The organism is Bradyrhizobium sp. NAS96.2 (genome assembly GCF_001908235.1).
Lineage (GTDB): Bacteria > Pseudomonadota > Alphaproteobacteria > Rhizobiales > Xanthobacteraceae > Bradyrhizobium.
This window is the reverse complement of sequence record NZ_LGHK01000190.1, coordinates 18,558-31,972: the sequence shown is the minus strand read 5'-3', so window position 1 is coordinate 31,972 and position 13,415 is coordinate 18,558. Positions and strand designations below refer to the sequence as shown.

The window sequence follows — 13,415 nt, the reverse complement described above, 5'->3', positions numbered from 1 at the left end:
GGCGGCTGCGGCGCGAGAGGGGCGCCTGCCGGATCGTCAGGCGGCCGACCGCGTGCCAGCCGAAGAATCGGTTGACCCGCTCCAGGATCACGTCGGAGGAGTGCTGGATCTCGAGTGCCATCGGCCCCTCGACCCGCAGCACCAGCGTCGCCGGCTCCTGGGGCTGGCCCTCCACCGGCCGCGGCCACTGCATCTTCAACGGCTCGCAAAAGGCGGCAATCCGCTCGCCCGCGATCTCGGTCCAGCGCGTCACCAGTTCGCGCGCGGCAAAGCCCTGCTTGGCGTAGGCGTCGGTGAAGACGTCGCTGAGCAGGATCGACAGGGGCTTTGCGCTGATCGGGCCGGGTTTGGACATGGGAGGGTTATAGCAGCGGTGGCGATCTGGCCGAAACAATGTTCATCATTGTGGCGGCGTTTCCGCGCCGGGCAAAGAAAGACGTGGATGCCCGGGTCAAGCCCGGGCATGACGTGGCGGGATGTGCCTTAAGATGCGTTCATGAGCTCGCGCGCGGCCGCCAAAACCAGATCGACCGACCAGCAGGCCGACCGCCCGGCGCGGCTGCTCGCCTGGTATGACCGGCATCGCCGGACGTTGCCGTGGCGCGCGAAGGCCGGGGAGCGGGCGGATCCGTACCGCGTATGGCTGTCCGAGATCATGCTGCAGCAGACCACGGTGCGGGCGGTCGGGCCTTATTTCGAGAAATTCGTGGCGCGCTGGCCCGATGTCACCGCACTCGGCAGTGCCTCGCTCGACGATGTGCTGCGGATGTGGGCCGGGCTCGGCTATTATTCGCGGGCGCGCAATTTGCACGCCTGCGCGGTTGCGGTGACGGGCGATCATGGCGGAGCATTTCCGGACACCGAGGACGGCCTGCGCGCGCTGCCCGGAATCGGGCCCTACACGGCGGCGGCGATCGCCGCGATCGCGTTCGACCGCCGGACCATGCCGGTGGACGGCAATATCGAGCGCGTGGTCACCCGGCTCTACGCCATCGAGGAGGCGCTGCCGCAGGCCAAGCCGCTGATCAAGGAGATGGCGGCAACGTTGCTCGGCCCGGCTCGCGCCGGCGACAGCGCGCAGGCGCTGATGGATCTCGGCGCCACCATCTGCACGCCGAAGAAGCCGGCCTGCGCATTGTGTCCGCTGAATGACGATTGCGCAGGCCACGCGCGCGGCGACCAGGAAACCTTCCCGCACAAGGCGGCGAAGAAGAGCGGCACATTGCGCCGCGGCGCTGCCTTCGTGGTGACGCGCGGCGGCGAGCTCCTGGTGCGCTCGCGCCCGGAGAAGGGCCTGCTCGGCGGCATGACCGAGGTGCCGGGATCGCAATGGCAGGCCGGGCTGGAGGAGGCTGCCGCACTTGCACAGGCGCCGGAACTCAAGGGCGTCGCGCGCTGGCACCGCAAGGCCGGCGTCGTCACCCATGTATTCACGCATTTCCCGCTCGAGCTCGTCGTCTACACCGCGAGCGTTGCGTCGCGGACCCGCGCGCCGGAGGGCATGCGCTGGGTGCCGATGGCGACGCTGGACGGCGAGGCGTTTCCGAACGTGATGCGCAAGGTAGTCGCACACGGGCTGGATCTCTAGAAGCGGGCTGGATCTCTAGAAGGTGACGACCTGCTGACACCATGCTGGCAGTAGCGCTCGGCTATCACCTCCGTCACAACGGAGGTCGCCATGATCCCAACTGCGCTCGATAACATTCCGATGCCGCCTGTCGCGAAACTGCTCGGCTGGCGCCTGGTCGACGCACGTCCGCAGGACGGCTGGATCAGGATGACCTTCGACGGCAAGCAGGATTTCTGCAATCCGGCCGGCTTCATCCAGGGCGGCATGCTCACCGCGATGCTCGACGACACGATGGGGCCGGCGGTGTTCGTGATGACCGAGGGCAGGCTCTTCACCACGACGATCTCCATGACCGTGAATTTTCTGGCACCCGCAAAGCCCGGGCCGATCACCGGCGAGGCGACGGTGACGCAACTCGGCAAGACCATCGCCTTTGCGGAGGGCCGGCTGACTTCGGCTGAAGGCACGCTGCTCGCGACGGCGAGCAGCAGCATCCGCCTGGTGGAAGCGGCGCGGGCGCTGCGGTAGGCCGCTTGCGCCCCACCTAATTCCGTCACCCCCGCGCAAAGGCTTCGCCTTTGTCGCTGGAGGAGCGCGCATCTCGCGCGCGTCTCGAAGGGTCGACGGCCCAACTGGTGGCCGTGCAGCCTTCGAGGCTCGCTCCGCTCGCACCTCAGGATGACGGGGATAGACTTCGCAGCTTAAGCAAAGCTAACCCGGCCGCTGCACGATCGGCGGCTTGGCGTTCAGCCCCTCGACCTGGAAGCCGGCGACGCGCTTGTAGTTGGCGGCGATGTCTTCCAGCTCCTGCTGCGACAGCACGTCGGTGACGACCTTGAAGCCATCAGGCGCGCGCTCTTCGACCAGCTGCATCACCTGCTCCGGTCCGTTGCGGCGGTTCAGCATCACGAGGTCGGTCGTTGCGGGCCGCCGCTCGGCCTCATAGGCCGCGAGCGCGGTCTGCGTTGCGCCATGCGCCAGGATTTCGCGGGTCAGCGTGCGCGCATCCAGAATCGCCTGCGAGGCGCCGTTGGAGCCGATCGGGTACATCGGGTGCGCGGCGTCGCCCATCAGCGTGACGCGGCCGAAGGTCCATTGCGAGATCGGATCGCGATCGACCAGCGGATATTCGTAGGCGTGTGGGCAATTCCGGATCAGGCCGGGCACGTCGAGCCAGTCGAAATTCCAGTTCTCGAACCACGGCAGGAACTCGTCGAGTTTCGCGGTGCGATTATAGTCCTCGCGGCGCCACTGATAGGTCGGCGGCATGTGGCGCTCGGCGACCCAGTTGATGTCGAACTTGCCGTCGGCGCCGGCTTCCTTCGAGATCGGATAGCAGACGAATTTCAACGTCTCGTGGCCGGCCATGATCATGGTGCGGCCGGTGAGGAAGGCGTTGCCGCGGGTGATGCCGCGCCACAGGATGCGGCCGTTCCAGATCGGCGGCCCTTCCTGCGGATAAAGCTTCTCGCGCACCGCCGAATGGATGCCGTCGGCGGCGATCAGCACCGCGCCGTCATGGCTGCCGGCCGGATTGCCGGTGGCGCGGTCGATGAACTCGGCGCGGACGCCGTCCGCCGTCTCGGTCCAGCCGGTGAGGTGATGGTTGGTCAGGATGTTCGCAGCGCCCAGCCGTGCGGTTGCGGCATCGAGCAGCAGCTGTTGCAGGCGGCCGCGATGGATCGAGAATTGCGGCCATTTATAGCCGGCCTCGAGCCCGCGCGGCTCGCTCCAGATCGGCTTGCCGTGCTTGGAGAAATAGGCGAGCTCGCGGGTGCGCACCGCTGTTGCGTCGAGCACATCGTGCAGGCCGAGCTCGATCAGTTCGCGCACCGCATGCGGCAGCACGTTGATGCCGACGCCGAGCGGCTTTAGCTCGGGCACGCTCTCGAACACGCGGCAGGGCACCCCGATCTGGTGCAGGCTGAGCGCCAGCGTCAGCCCGCCAATTCCGCCACCTGCAATGAGTACAGTCATGAAAAGCCCTCTCGATTGGCCATGGTCATCGCACGGCGGCGCCGCCGCGGGCAAGGTCCGCGGCGCCGCGCGGGGTGGACGGCAAGGGATGCTGCCGCTAACGTCCGCCGCATCCCATAAAAAGGTAACGGCCGGGTTCGCCACGAACCGACAAGGCCCGCAGAGGACAACGACATGCTCAAGCTCTATACCGCCCCCGGCACCTGTGCGCTCGCTTCTCACATCGCGCTGGCCGAAGCCGGCGCGCCCTATACGGTCGAGCGGCTCGACTTCAAGGTCAACCAGCAGAACAGCCCGGAATATCTCAAGATCAACCCCAAGGGCCGCGTGCCCACGCTGGTGACCGATCGCGGCGTGCTGACCGAGACCCCGGCGATGCTGGCCTACATCGCGCAGACCTATCCGCAGGCGAAGCTCGCGCCGCTCGACGACGCCTTCGCATTCGCCAGGTTGCAGTCCTTCAATTCCTATCTCTGCTCGACGGTGCATGTCTGCCACGCCCACAAGATGCGCGGCGCGCGCTGGGCGACGCAGGAGACGTCGTTCGCCGACATGAAGACGATGATCCCCAAGACCATGGGCGCATGCTTCAACCTGATCGAGCGCGACATGCTCACGGGACCGTGGGTGATGGGCGACAGCTACACGGTGGGCGACGCCTATCTCTACACGCTCACGCTCTGGCTCGACGGCGACGGCGTCGACATCGCGACGCTGCCCAAGGTGAAGGCGCATCGCGCGGCGATGGAGCAGCGGCCGGCGGTGCAGAAGGTGCTGGCGGAACAGAGGGGGTAGACGCCAAACATTCGGTGTCGTCCCGGCGAAGGCCGGGACCCATAACCACAAATCGCGGTTGTCTTGCCGCGCTGGGGCCACCGCCTTACCGCATCACGAACGGCGGTGGTTATGGGTCCCGGCCTGCGCCGGGACGACGTGTGGAGAGAGCGTGCCGTCACGCCTTCCCCGTCTCCAGCTCGCGTCCGGTCTCCAGCATCAGCCTGCGCAGCCAGATCGAGCCCGGATCCATCTGCGCCCGCGTCGGGTAGAACATGTGCTGCTCGTCGATCCCGGGATCGAGCGGCGGCGTCACCGTCGCCAGCGAGAGCTGCTTCGACAGCGCCGAGATCAGCCGGCGCGGCACGAAGGCGACGAGGTCGGTGCGCGCGGTGACGTGCAGCGCCTCGATATAGCCCGGCACCACCAGCGCGATCCGCCGCTCGATGCCCTTGCCGCGCAGCCAGGTGTCGATCAAATCCTCGTTCTGGCCGCGGATGATCACGGCGACATGCCGCGCGGTGAGGAACGCCTCGCGCTTTTTCAGCTTTGCGCCGACCGGGTGGCCGCGCCGCACCGCGAGCGCATCGCTGTCGGTGTAGAGCCGCTGACGGTGAAAGCCCTTGAAGGAATCGCCGATCGAGATCACGAGATCGATGGTGCGGGCGAATTCCGCCGTGAAGATCGCAGGTCCCCGCCACGGCACCACGTCGATGGTGACGTTCGGCGCCAGCTGCGTCACCTTCTCCATCAGCGAAGGCATCAAGAGCTCGACCGCGAGGTCGGGCATCATCAGGCGGAAATGCCGCTCGCTGCGCGCCGCGTCGAACTCGTCGGAGATGAACAGCGTCCGCACCTGGTCGAGCGCCTGCGCCAGCGGCGAGCGCAGCGCCTGCGCCCGCGGCGTCAGCTCCATGCGCGCGCCGCTGCGCACCAGCAGCGGGTCGCCGATCAGGTCGCGCAGCCGCTGCAGCGCGTGGCTGGTCGCCGGCTGCGACAGATTGAGCCGCATCGCGGCGCGGCTGACATTGGCGTCGCGCAGCAGGGCGTCGAGCGCGACCAGCAGATTGAGGTCAAGCGAATTCAAATTCATCAGGTGAATATATATCATACCACCTATCGATTGGAAGAATGCGCGTCGGGGCCGCATGGTCCGGGGGCAAGGCGTTGCGGCGCGAAGCGAACAGCGGTTCGCGTAAAGCAACGCCTCAGAGCCAACCCATTGCAAGGAGACGCGCCATGAGCGCAGCCGATAACAAGAAACTGGTGCAGGAGATGTTTGTAATCGCGGGCAGTCCCGATCCCGCGGTGCGCGAGAAATCGCTGTTCATGGCGACGCTTGCCGACGACGCGATCTGGACCGTGACCGGGCAGTATTCCTGGTCGCGCACCTTCACCGGCAAGCAATCGATCATGACCGATTTGCACGGCCAGGTCCGCTCCAGGCTGGTCGAGCGCACCCGCACGGTCGCGCATCGCATCATCGCCGACGGCGACATCGTCGTGGTCGAGGCCAAGGGCAACAACCTCACCAAGGAAGGTCAGCGCTACGACAACGACTATTGCCTGGTGTTCCGCTTCGACGGCGGCCGGATCAAGGAGGTGCGGGAATATTGCGACTCGGTCCTGACCGAGAAAGCGCTCGGCGCGTTTCCGGCATAGCCACGCGCCGCAAGAAGGCCGCACAAATGAAAACGGCGCCCGCGAGGGCGCCGTCTTGCTGTCGTATCGATTGCTTATGCCACCTTGTTCTTGAGGTGGCCGAACATGATGTCGCGGGCCGCGTCGTCCATCTCGGCCTTGAAGGTGTGCTTGTCCTTCAGCGCGATCGCGCGCGCCGCCGCCGGCCGCGCCGAGATCTCGTCGACCAGCCGCTTCACGTTCGGATATTTCGCGTAGTTTTCCTCGCCGAGCACGAACGGCGCCATCCGCGCCCAGCCCCAGAACGCCATGTCGACGATGGTGTAGCTGTCACCCACCATGTAGCGCTGTTTCGCCAGGTGATCGTCGAGGATCTTGTAGTGGCGGTTCGCCTCGTACTGGTAGCGATTGTTGGCGTAGTCGAGGTCCTTCGGCGCGAAATGCTTGAAGTGCACGGCCTGGCCGGAATACGGGCCGAGGCCGGTCGCGATGAACATCAGCCAGGACAGCGTCGCGGCGCGGTTCGCGGGCGTGTTGGCGGGCAGGAACTTGCCGTGCTCCTCGGCGAGGTAAAGCAGAATGGCGTTGCTGTCGAACACCAGCACGCCGTCATCGTCGATCGCCGGCACCTTGCCGTTCGGATTGACCTTCAGGAAATCAGGCGCGAACTGCTCGCCCTTGCGAGTGTCGACCGGGATCGCCTCGAACGGCAGGCCGGACTCTTCCAGGAACAGTGCGACCTTGTTCGGGTTCGGCGCGCCGTTGAAATAGAATTTGATCATGAAGTGACTCCCTTGGTTCTTGCGACCGGCGAGACGGGACGCGGCGGGGAAGGCCGCAGACGGATCCCTCTTGCGCAAATTTCGCTGCAACGCGCAAGCGACGAGTTTGTGAATCAGGGTCGCGTGCCGCGCTGGTCAGCCGACCCAGAAGAGGCCCAGGATACCCGCGGCGATCAGCGCAATTCCCGCGAGGTCCAGCAGGGCGGCGGAGCGGGTCGCGGCATGCAGGTTTGAAAGCTGCGTCGCGCGCTCGGAGCCGCGGGCAAAGCCGTGCACGATGATCTCTTCGTTGAATTCGCCATGCGCCTCGAGGGCGAGCGTCAGCCCGACGCAGACCAGCAGGATGCCGAAGATGATCAGGCCGAAGAATCCGAGCAGGCCGATCAGCAGCATCGGAAACATGCCGAGCAGGAAGATCGGCAGCAGCGGCACCAGCAGCAAGGTCTCGGATTGTCTTCGCATCGGACGACCAATCGAAACGGCAAGTGACGGAGATGAGTGTAGGCCCGCCGCCGTTGTGCAACAAGGCGGCCGCGTTCAAGACGGCGTCATCTCCTCGTCATTCCCCGATGGGCAATTGCGCATCTGAGGGCGCCGCGAAGCGCGAGCCCGGAATGACGGAGGACGATAAGTCGGCCCAGGTCTCAGAACCGTAGGATGGGTGGAGCGAAGCGATACCCATCGATCACACGGCGAGAAAGCGATGGGTTTCGCTTCGCTCTACCCATCCTACGCTACCCCAACCGCGGCGCGCCTCAGCCCACCGCCATCTCGGAGCGGATCTCGGCGCGCAGTTCGTCGATCAGGCGCAGGCCGGTCTTGGTCTCGACGTGCCAGAAGGTCCAGCCGTTGCAGGCGCCGGAGCCCTGCGCGACCGCGCCGATGCGGTGGATCGAGCCGACCTTGTCGCCGAGCATGATGGCGCCGTCGGCGCGCACCAATGCGCCGTGGCGCTTCTTGGCGTCGACCAGCTTTGCGCCGGGCACGATCATGCCGCGCTCGATCAGTTCGGAGAACGCGACGCGCGGCGCCTCGCGCGCGGTCATGAACGGCGCCAGCGTTGCTTCCGGCAGCGGCTCGATCGCGGCGATGCGGGCTTCGGCGGCGGCGGCATAGGTCCGGTCGCGCTCGAAGCCGATATAGTTGCGGCCGAGGCGCTTGGCGACGGCGCCGGTGGTGCCGGTGCCGTTGAACGGATCGATCACGAGATCGCCCGGCTTCGACGACGACAGCAGCACGCGCGCGAGCAGCTGCTCGGGCTTCTGCGTCGGATGAACCTTCTTGCCGTCGTCGCCCTTGAGGCGCTCCTCGCCGGTGCACAGCGGGATCAGCCAGTCGGAGCGCGCCTGCACGTCCTCGTTGGACGCCTTCAGCGCTTCGTAATTGAAGGTGTAGCCCTTGGCCTTCTCGTCGCGCGCGGCCCAGATCATGGTCTCGTGCGCGTTGGTGAAGCGGCGGCCGCGGAAGTTCGGCATCGGATTGGACTTGCGCCACACGATGTCGTTCAGGAGCCAGAAGCCGAGGTCCTGCATGATCGCGCCGACGCGGAAGATATTGTGATAGGAGCCGATCACCCACAGCGTTGCCGACGGCTTCATCACGCGGCGGCAAGCGAGCAGCCAGGCGCGGGTGAAATCGTCATAGGCGGCGAACGACGAGAACTTGTCCCAGTCGTCGTCGACGGCATCGACATGCGATTCGTCGGGGCGCTTGAGATCGCCCTTGAGCTGCAGATTGTAGGGAGGATCGGCGAAGACCAGGTCGACCGAGCCGGCCTGAAGCTTCGACAACTCGGCCACGCAATCGCCAATGACGATGTGGCTCGACGGGGCACTCTCAAATTTAGTGCGGGGCGCCCTTGCAGACGCCCCGCGACGCGACACTACCATGACTCAAGAACTCTGACTCAGGCGACGCTGTCGGCGACGCGGGACTAAACAACCGACTGGCGCCACATTGACCCGGCAAAGTAAAAATCGACTTAATTGGAAATGTTCATGCAAAAGATTGCAGCAGCTTTCGAACGACGTGGCGCATTGTCGTCGGCGTTGTGCTGCAACATCAGCGCGTTCTGCGAAAAATTTTGCGGATCATCAAACCGGCACGATTCGGCCGGTAAATCGGCCGGCGTTTGCAGTGTTCGCGGCGCGAAGGACGGGCGTGCAACGGGCTAGGCAATTTTTGCCGGGCAGGATATTGATTAACAGAATGGAAATTTTAGGTTGGTGTGTCCCGCAATGGGTCGCCGACGGGAATGAAGGGAAACCGCCATGCGCTATGATGATTTCCGCCGCAGCGACGACATCGAAGACCGTCGCGACGAAGGCGGGATGGGCGGAGGCGGCGGTGGCGGCTTCGGCATTCCGATGGGCGGCGGTGGCGGGCTCGGCATCGGCACCATCATCGTGCTCGGCCTGCTCGGCTATGCCTTCGGCATCGACCCGCGTATTCTGATCGGCGGCGCCGAGATTCTCACCGGCGGCGGCCAGGCGCCGACCTACCAGACCGACCGGCAGGCGTCGGGCGGGCAGGCCAAGCGCGGTGCGCCGACCGACGAGATGGGCAGCATGATATCCGGCATCCTCGGTGAAATCGACGATCGCTGGAGCGAGATCTTCAAGGCGAGTGGCCAGAGCTATACCGGTCCGAAGATCGTGCTGTTCCGCAACGCCACCAATGGCGGCCGCTGCGGCATGGCGCAGTCGGCGATGGGGCCGTTCTACTGTCCGCCGGACAAGACCATCTTCCTCGACACCGGGTTCTTCCGCGAGGTCGAGACGCGCTTCCGCGGCTGCTCGGGCAACGCCTGCAAATTCACTGCGGCCTATATCATCGCGCATGAGGCCGGCCATCACATCCAGAACCTGCTTGGTATCATCCCGCGCGTGAACCGGCTGCAGCAGCAGGCCGGCAGCAAGGCCGAAGCCAACGCGCTGCAGGTCAAGGTCGAGTTGCAAGCCGATTGTCTCTCCGGCGTCTGGGTCAATCGCGAGGAGAAGAAGCGGCCGGGCTTCCTCGAGGCCGGCGATATCGACGCCGCATTGACCACCGCGAACGCGATCGGCGACGACACGCTGCAACGGCAAGCGACGGGCCGGGTGGTGCCGGATTCCTTCACCCACGGCTCCGCCGCGCAGCGCAAGCAATGGTTCATGACCGGCTACCAGCAGGGCACCGTGCAGGCCTGCAACACGTTCGGCGGCGGTTAGGGAAGCCGGTTCAACAGGGGCAAGGCCGCGGGTTCAGTTCACCTCTCCCGCTTGCGGGGGAGGTCGCATCGCATCGTTAGATGCGATGCGGGTGGGGGCTCTCTCCACTATATGACTCGCGGTGACACCCCCCACCCCAACCCTCCCCCGCAAGCGGGAGAGGGAGCGAGAGAACAGGCCATGTCCTCAATCGACGAGTCCAAAACCTTCATCCCGCTCAACATCGCGGTGCTGACGATTTCCGACACCCGCACGCTTGCGGATGACAAGTCGGGCAACACGCTCGCCGATCGTCTCACCGCGGCCGGCCACAAGCTCGCGGCGCGCGAGATCGTCACCGACGATGTCGAGGCGATCCGCGCCGTGATCCGGCGCTGGATCGCAGACCCGGGCGTCGATGCCGTCATCACCACCGGCGGCACCGGCTTTACCGGCCGCGACGTGACGCCGGAGGCGGTCGAGCCGCTGTTCGAGAAACGGATGGACGGCTTCTCGATCGCCTTCCACATGCTGAGCCATGCCAAGATCGGTGTGTCGACGATCCAGAGCCGCGCTACCGCGGGCGTTGCGGGGGCGACTTTCATCTTCTGCCTGCCCGGATCACCCGGCGCCTGCCGCGACGGCTGGGACGGCATTTTGGCCGCGCAACTGGACTACCGCACGCGGCCCTGCAATTTCGTCGAGATCATGCCGCGGCTCGATGAGCACCTGCGCCGCTCGAAGGCGAAGGGCGCGAGTGTGTAGCTATCACCCCTCGTCATTCCGGGGCGCGCGAAGCGCGAACCCGGAATCTCGAGCCTGGTCCCCGTAGCCCGGATGAAGCGGAGCGAAATCCGGGGCAGTTTCCTGGAGTGCACCCCAAAAGTGAGACACGGGAAATTAGGGACAGTTCTCTAACGGAGAACGTATGGCCAACAAATCACCCCGTGTTTTCAGCCGCGAGTTCAAGCTCGAAGCGGTCCGCCGGATTCTGGCGGGCGAGCGGATAAGGGCGCTTTCAGAAGAGCTGAAGGTGCTGCGCAAGGATCTTTACGCATGGCGCGATCTGTTTCGCGCTGGCGGGGCGGCGGCGCTGCGGCCGATAGGGCGCCCGCGCAAGGGCGATGCGGTTGCACCGAGAGTGAAGGCGCGTGGGCGCGAAGTCGCGGCTGCCGACCTTGGCGCGCCAGAGCGCATTGCGGAACTTGAGCGCAAGATCGGCCAGCAGCAGATTGAACTGGATTTTTTTCGGCAAGCCTTGCGGCGGGTCAAGGAAGCACGCCGGCCGAGCAGCGGGCCTGGCGTGACGGGGTCTACGCGGTCATCCAAGCGATGACGATCCCCTCGCAGCAAGGCGAACTGACGATCGAACGGATGTGCCGACTGGCTGGCGTCAGCCGGGCCGGCTATTACCGGCACTGGGCGGCTTCCGCCCCCCGCGCCGAAGAGACCGGCGTGCGGGACGCGATCCAGCGGCTGGCGCTTGCCCATCGGCATTACGGCTATCGACGGATCGCCGCGCAGCTGCGCCGCGAGGGCTTTGCGGTGAACCACAAACGCATGCTCCGCCTGATGCAGCAGGATAATCTCTTGTGTTTGCGGCAGCGGCCGTTCGTGCCTGTGACGACGGACGCGCGCCATCCGTGGCGGGTGGTCCCGAACCTGGCCCGCGGCATGGTGCCTGATGGCCTCGACCAGCTCTGGGTGGCGGACATCACCTACCTCCGCCTGCGGGAGGAGTTCGCTTATCTCGCCATCGTGCTCGATGCCTTCAGCCGGCGCGTGGTCGGCTGGGCCCTGGAGACGCATCTGGAAGCTCGTCTGGCGGTCGCCGCGCTCTCCACGGCGTTGGCGGCGCGCCGACCGAGGCCCGGCAGCCTGATCCACCACTCCGACCGCGGCATCCAATACGCGTGCGGTGACTACGCCGAACTCCTCCAGCAGCACGACATTGCCCCCAGCATGAGCCGGGTCGGTAATCCCTATGACAACGCCAAGGCGGAGAGCTTCATGAAGACCCTCAAACAGGAGGAGGTCAGCGGCCAGACCTATCGCGATGCGCAGCATGCCAGAAATGCGATCGGCGCCTTCATCGAGGAGGTGTACAATCGCCAACGCCTGCACTCGGCCCTGGCTTACCGCCCGCCCGCCGAGTTCGAAGAAAATCTACCGCGATGCGGGGCTGCTGCGCAGCAGCCCCGCATCGCGACCGTAACCCATCAACCCGCCCAGCCGCATCAGGCGATTGGCACCTGTCCCTGATTATCGTGTCTCACATCAGGGGTGCAGTTCATTCCCCGCGGCGGTAGCGTTCCCGGATTGCGCTGCGCTCCATCCGGGCTACGGAGTCAAAATTCCGCGATCGGGAAGCTATCAACCGCTGATCAGCCTGACCAAGCTGCGCCACACCGCCCGAACCGCGTCGCGATACGCCTCGGCCCGCAGCGCATGCGCCCTGCGCGTATAGAATGAGATCAGCTCAGCCGTCACGCGCCGCCCGGTTTCGCGGCGCTGCGGCTTCACAACTCGAGCTCCCAGGTCTCGCCGACCAGGTCGACGCCAAAGCTGTGGTGTTTCTCTTCCTTGACGCGCTGGAAGCCGGCGCGGGCGTAGATGCCGCGCGCGGCGACAAGGATGCTCTGGGTCCACAGCGTCATCTTCTTGTAGCCGTTCTCGCGCGCGGTGCGGATGCACTGCTCGACCAGGGCGCGGCCGACGCCGAGCCCGCGCGCCTTCTCCTCGACCAGCAACAGCCGCAGCTTGGCGACCCCGTCGCCGCCATTGACCAGGAAGATCGAGCCGACCGGCTCGCCGTCGACCTCCGCGATCCAGCAATGCTCGCGGACGGGATCGAACGATCGCAGAAACTGCGCGCAGATCTCGGCCACCAACGCCTCGTAGCTGATGTCCCAGCCATATTCCGCGGCGTAGGCTTGTCCCTGCCGCGAGACGACCCAGCCCATGTCGCCGACGCGGTGGCTGCGCAGCAGGAAGCCGGCGGGTTTTTGCATGGTTGGCTCCAACGCTTGTTCGATTGTGCTCATCGCATGCACCACCGCGGCGCGGTGGTTGCTGTCGATCTGCATCAGCAGCGCCGCGACCTCATCGCGCGAGCGGCTGTCGAGGTCTGCGGCCGTGGCGCGGCCCTTGGCGGTCAGCGCCACCTCGTTGACGCGCTTGTCGGCCTTTGACGGCTTGCGCGTCACGATCTGCCGGCGCTGCAGCGCTGCCAGCGTGCGGCTGACGAAGCCGGCATCGAGGTCGAGATCGCGCACCAGGTCGGTCGCGATGCAGTGCTCGCGATGCGCCAGCTCGTAGATGATCCGCGCTTCCTGCAGCGTGAATGGCGAATGCAGCAGCTTCGGCTCGATGATGCCGAGCTTGCGGGTATAGAACCGGCTGAAGCCGCGGACTGCGGCAACCTGGCTCTCGAGGGCGGCGTCGTAGGAATTTGATTTCATCAAATATATTATTTGACGGAAT

The 13,415-nt window shown here is 65.6% G+C and carries 17 protein-coding genes; 9 read left to right on the top strand and 8 right to left on the bottom strand.

All coding sequences use genetic code 11. From position 1 onward, the window contains the following. The coding region (locus tag AC628_RS32780) for a DUF721 domain-containing protein (RefSeq protein WP_074130881.1) at positions 1 to 355 on the bottom strand (355 nt) is incomplete at its 3' end. 141 nt (positions 356 to 496) lie between these two features. On the opposite strand from AC628_RS32780, the gene mutY reads away from it, so the two are divergent. Both mutY and AC628_RS32770 read left to right on the top strand, forming a co-directional pair. Then, positions 497 to 1,588 (top strand): A/G-specific adenine glycosylase, encoded by a 1,092-nt coding sequence (gene mutY, locus AC628_RS32775; protein ID WP_074130880.1) that lies wholly within the window; start codon positions 497 to 499, stop codon positions 1,586 to 1,588. 90 nt (positions 1,589 to 1,678) lie between these two features. Further along, the gene (locus tag AC628_RS32770; protein ID WP_074130879.1) at positions 1,679 to 2,098 is read left to right on the top strand and encodes a PaaI family thioesterase; all 420 of its coding nucleotides are present in this window, start codon (positions 1,679 to 1,681) and stop codon (positions 2,096 to 2,098) included. A gap of 183 nt (positions 2,099 to 2,281) precedes the next feature. On the opposite strand, the gene AC628_RS32765 is transcribed toward AC628_RS32770, so the two are convergent. Beyond that, complete coding sequence (locus AC628_RS32765; protein WP_074130878.1) at positions 2,282 to 3,547, bottom strand: flavin-dependent oxidoreductase; 1,266 nt, start codon at positions 3,545 to 3,547, stop codon at positions 2,282 to 2,284. A 174-nt stretch (positions 3,548 to 3,721) separates the two neighbouring features. Between AC628_RS32765 and AC628_RS32760 the strand changes: the two genes are divergently transcribed. After that, positions 3,722 to 4,342, top strand: a complete 621-nt coding sequence (locus tag AC628_RS32760; protein ID WP_074130877.1) for a glutathione S-transferase family protein — start codon at positions 3,722 to 3,724, stop codon at positions 4,340 to 4,342. A 157-nt stretch (positions 4,343 to 4,499) separates the two neighbouring features. Here AC628_RS32760 and AC628_RS32755 read toward each other — a convergent pair whose 3' ends face one another. Beyond that, complete coding sequence (locus tag AC628_RS32755; protein WP_074130876.1) at positions 4,500 to 5,414, bottom strand: LysR family transcriptional regulator; 915 nt, start codon at positions 5,412 to 5,414, stop codon at positions 4,500 to 4,502. 146 nt (positions 5,415 to 5,560) lie between these two features. Here AC628_RS32755 and AC628_RS32750 point away from each other — a divergent pair, with 146 nt between their 5' ends. Continuing rightward, complete coding sequence (locus AC628_RS32750) at positions 5,561 to 5,983, top strand: nuclear transport factor 2 family protein (RefSeq protein WP_074130875.1); 423 nt, start codon at positions 5,561 to 5,563, stop codon at positions 5,981 to 5,983. 74 nt (positions 5,984 to 6,057) lie between these two features. Here the strand turns inward: AC628_RS32750 and AC628_RS32745 are convergent, their stop codons facing one another. The 3 genes from AC628_RS32745 to AC628_RS32735 all read right to left on the bottom strand — a co-directional run bounded on the left by AC628_RS32745 (position 6,058) and on the right by AC628_RS32735 (position 8,633). Then, positions 6,058 to 6,744, bottom strand: coding sequence for a glutathione S-transferase family protein (locus tag AC628_RS32745; protein ID WP_074130874.1), 687 nt, complete (start codon positions 6,742 to 6,744; stop codon positions 6,058 to 6,060). A gap of 135 nt (positions 6,745 to 6,879) precedes the next feature. Beyond that, positions 6,880 to 7,206, bottom strand: coding sequence for a hypothetical protein (locus tag AC628_RS32740; protein WP_074130873.1), 327 nt, complete (start codon positions 7,204 to 7,206; stop codon positions 6,880 to 6,882). Positions 7,207 to 7,499: 293 nt separating this feature from the next. After that, positions 7,500 to 8,633: a site-specific DNA-methyltransferase gene (locus AC628_RS32735; protein ID WP_050421989.1), complete on the bottom strand. Its 1,134-nt coding sequence runs from the start codon at positions 8,631 to 8,633 to the stop codon at positions 7,500 to 7,502. A 108-nt stretch (positions 8,634 to 8,741) separates the two neighbouring features. Here AC628_RS32735 and AC628_RS44420 point away from each other — a divergent pair, with 108 nt between their 5' ends. The 5 genes from AC628_RS44420 (at position 8,742) to AC628_RS32715 (ending at position 12,194) form a co-directional block, all read left to right on the top strand. Further along, positions 8,742 to 8,918 (top strand): hypothetical protein, encoded by a 177-nt coding sequence (locus AC628_RS44420; RefSeq protein ID WP_168193502.1) that lies wholly within the window; start codon positions 8,742 to 8,744, stop codon positions 8,916 to 8,918. A 96-nt stretch (positions 8,919 to 9,014) separates the two neighbouring features. Continuing rightward, on the top strand, positions 9,015 to 9,953 hold the full coding sequence (gene ypfJ / locus AC628_RS32730; RefSeq protein WP_074130872.1) for a KPN_02809 family neutral zinc metallopeptidase: 939 nt from the start codon (positions 9,015 to 9,017) through the stop codon (positions 9,951 to 9,953). Positions 9,954 to 10,133: 180 nt separating this feature from the next. Next, complete coding sequence (gene moaB / locus AC628_RS32725) at positions 10,134 to 10,697, top strand: molybdenum cofactor biosynthesis protein B (protein ID WP_074130871.1); 564 nt, start codon at positions 10,134 to 10,136, stop codon at positions 10,695 to 10,697. A gap of 163 nt (positions 10,698 to 10,860) precedes the next feature. Then, positions 10,861 to 11,268, top strand: a complete 408-nt coding sequence (locus AC628_RS32720) for a helix-turn-helix domain-containing protein (RefSeq protein ID WP_074130870.1) — start codon at positions 10,861 to 10,863, stop codon at positions 11,266 to 11,268. After that, positions 11,265 to 12,194: an IS3 family transposase gene (locus tag AC628_RS32715; protein ID WP_083633230.1), complete on the top strand. Its 930-nt coding sequence runs from the start codon at positions 11,265 to 11,267 to the stop codon at positions 12,192 to 12,194. Before AC628_RS32720 ends, AC628_RS32715 begins: the two co-directional genes overlap by 4 nt. A 111-nt stretch (positions 12,195 to 12,305) precedes the next feature. Here AC628_RS32715 and AC628_RS44415 read toward each other — a convergent pair whose 3' ends face one another. Then, complete coding sequence (locus tag AC628_RS44415; RefSeq protein WP_168193501.1) at positions 12,306 to 12,455, bottom strand: RSP_7527 family protein; 150 nt, start codon at positions 12,453 to 12,455, stop codon at positions 12,306 to 12,308. Then, positions 12,452 to 13,393: a bifunctional helix-turn-helix transcriptional regulator/GNAT family N-acetyltransferase gene (locus tag AC628_RS32710; protein WP_074130869.1), complete on the bottom strand. Its 942-nt coding sequence runs from the start codon at positions 13,391 to 13,393 to the stop codon at positions 12,452 to 12,454. Before AC628_RS32710 ends, AC628_RS44415 begins: the two co-directional genes overlap by 4 nt. Between the last annotated feature and the right edge of the window lie 22 nt (positions 13,394 to 13,415).

Coding starts and splice junctions, on each gene's coding strand:
- mutY (WP_074130880.1), top strand. CDS start 497: ATGAGCTCGCGCGCGGCCGCCAAAACCAGATCGACCGACCAGCAGGCC.
- AC628_RS32770 (WP_074130879.1), top strand. CDS start 1,679: ATGATCCCAACTGCGCTCGATAACATTCCGATGCCGCCTGTCGCGAAA.
- AC628_RS32765 (WP_074130878.1), bottom strand. CDS start 3,547: ATGACTGTACTCATTGCAGGTGGCGGAATTGGCGGGCTGACGCTGGCG.
- AC628_RS32760 (WP_074130877.1), top strand. CDS start 3,722: ATGCTCAAGCTCTATACCGCCCCCGGCACCTGTGCGCTCGCTTCTCAC.
- AC628_RS32755 (WP_074130876.1), bottom strand. CDS start 5,414: ATGAATTTGAATTCGCTTGACCTCAATCTGCTGGTCGCGCTCGACGCC.
- AC628_RS32750 (WP_074130875.1), top strand. CDS start 5,561: ATGAGCGCAGCCGATAACAAGAAACTGGTGCAGGAGATGTTTGTAATC.
- AC628_RS32745 (WP_074130874.1), bottom strand. CDS start 6,744: ATGATCAAATTCTATTTCAACGGCGCGCCGAACCCGAACAAGGTCGCA.
- AC628_RS32740 (WP_074130873.1), bottom strand. CDS start 7,206: ATGCGAAGACAATCCGAGACCTTGCTGCTGGTGCCGCTGCTGCCGATC.
- AC628_RS32735 (WP_050421989.1), bottom strand. CDS start 8,633: ATGGTAGTGTCGCGTCGCGGGGCGTCTGCAAGGGCGCCCCGCACTAAA.
- AC628_RS44420 (WP_168193502.1), top strand. CDS start 8,742: ATGCAAAAGATTGCAGCAGCTTTCGAACGACGTGGCGCATTGTCGTCG.
- ypfJ (WP_074130872.1), top strand. CDS start 9,015: ATGCGCTATGATGATTTCCGCCGCAGCGACGACATCGAAGACCGTCGC.
- moaB (WP_074130871.1), top strand. CDS start 10,134: ATGTCCTCAATCGACGAGTCCAAAACCTTCATCCCGCTCAACATCGCG.
- AC628_RS32720 (WP_074130870.1), top strand. CDS start 10,861: ATGGCCAACAAATCACCCCGTGTTTTCAGCCGCGAGTTCAAGCTCGAA.
- AC628_RS32715 (WP_083633230.1), top strand. CDS start 11,265: ATGACGATCCCCTCGCAGCAAGGCGAACTGACGATCGAACGGATGTGC.
- AC628_RS32710 (WP_074130869.1), bottom strand. CDS start 13,393: ATGAAATCAAATTCCTACGACGCCGCCCTCGAGAGCCAGGTTGCCGCA.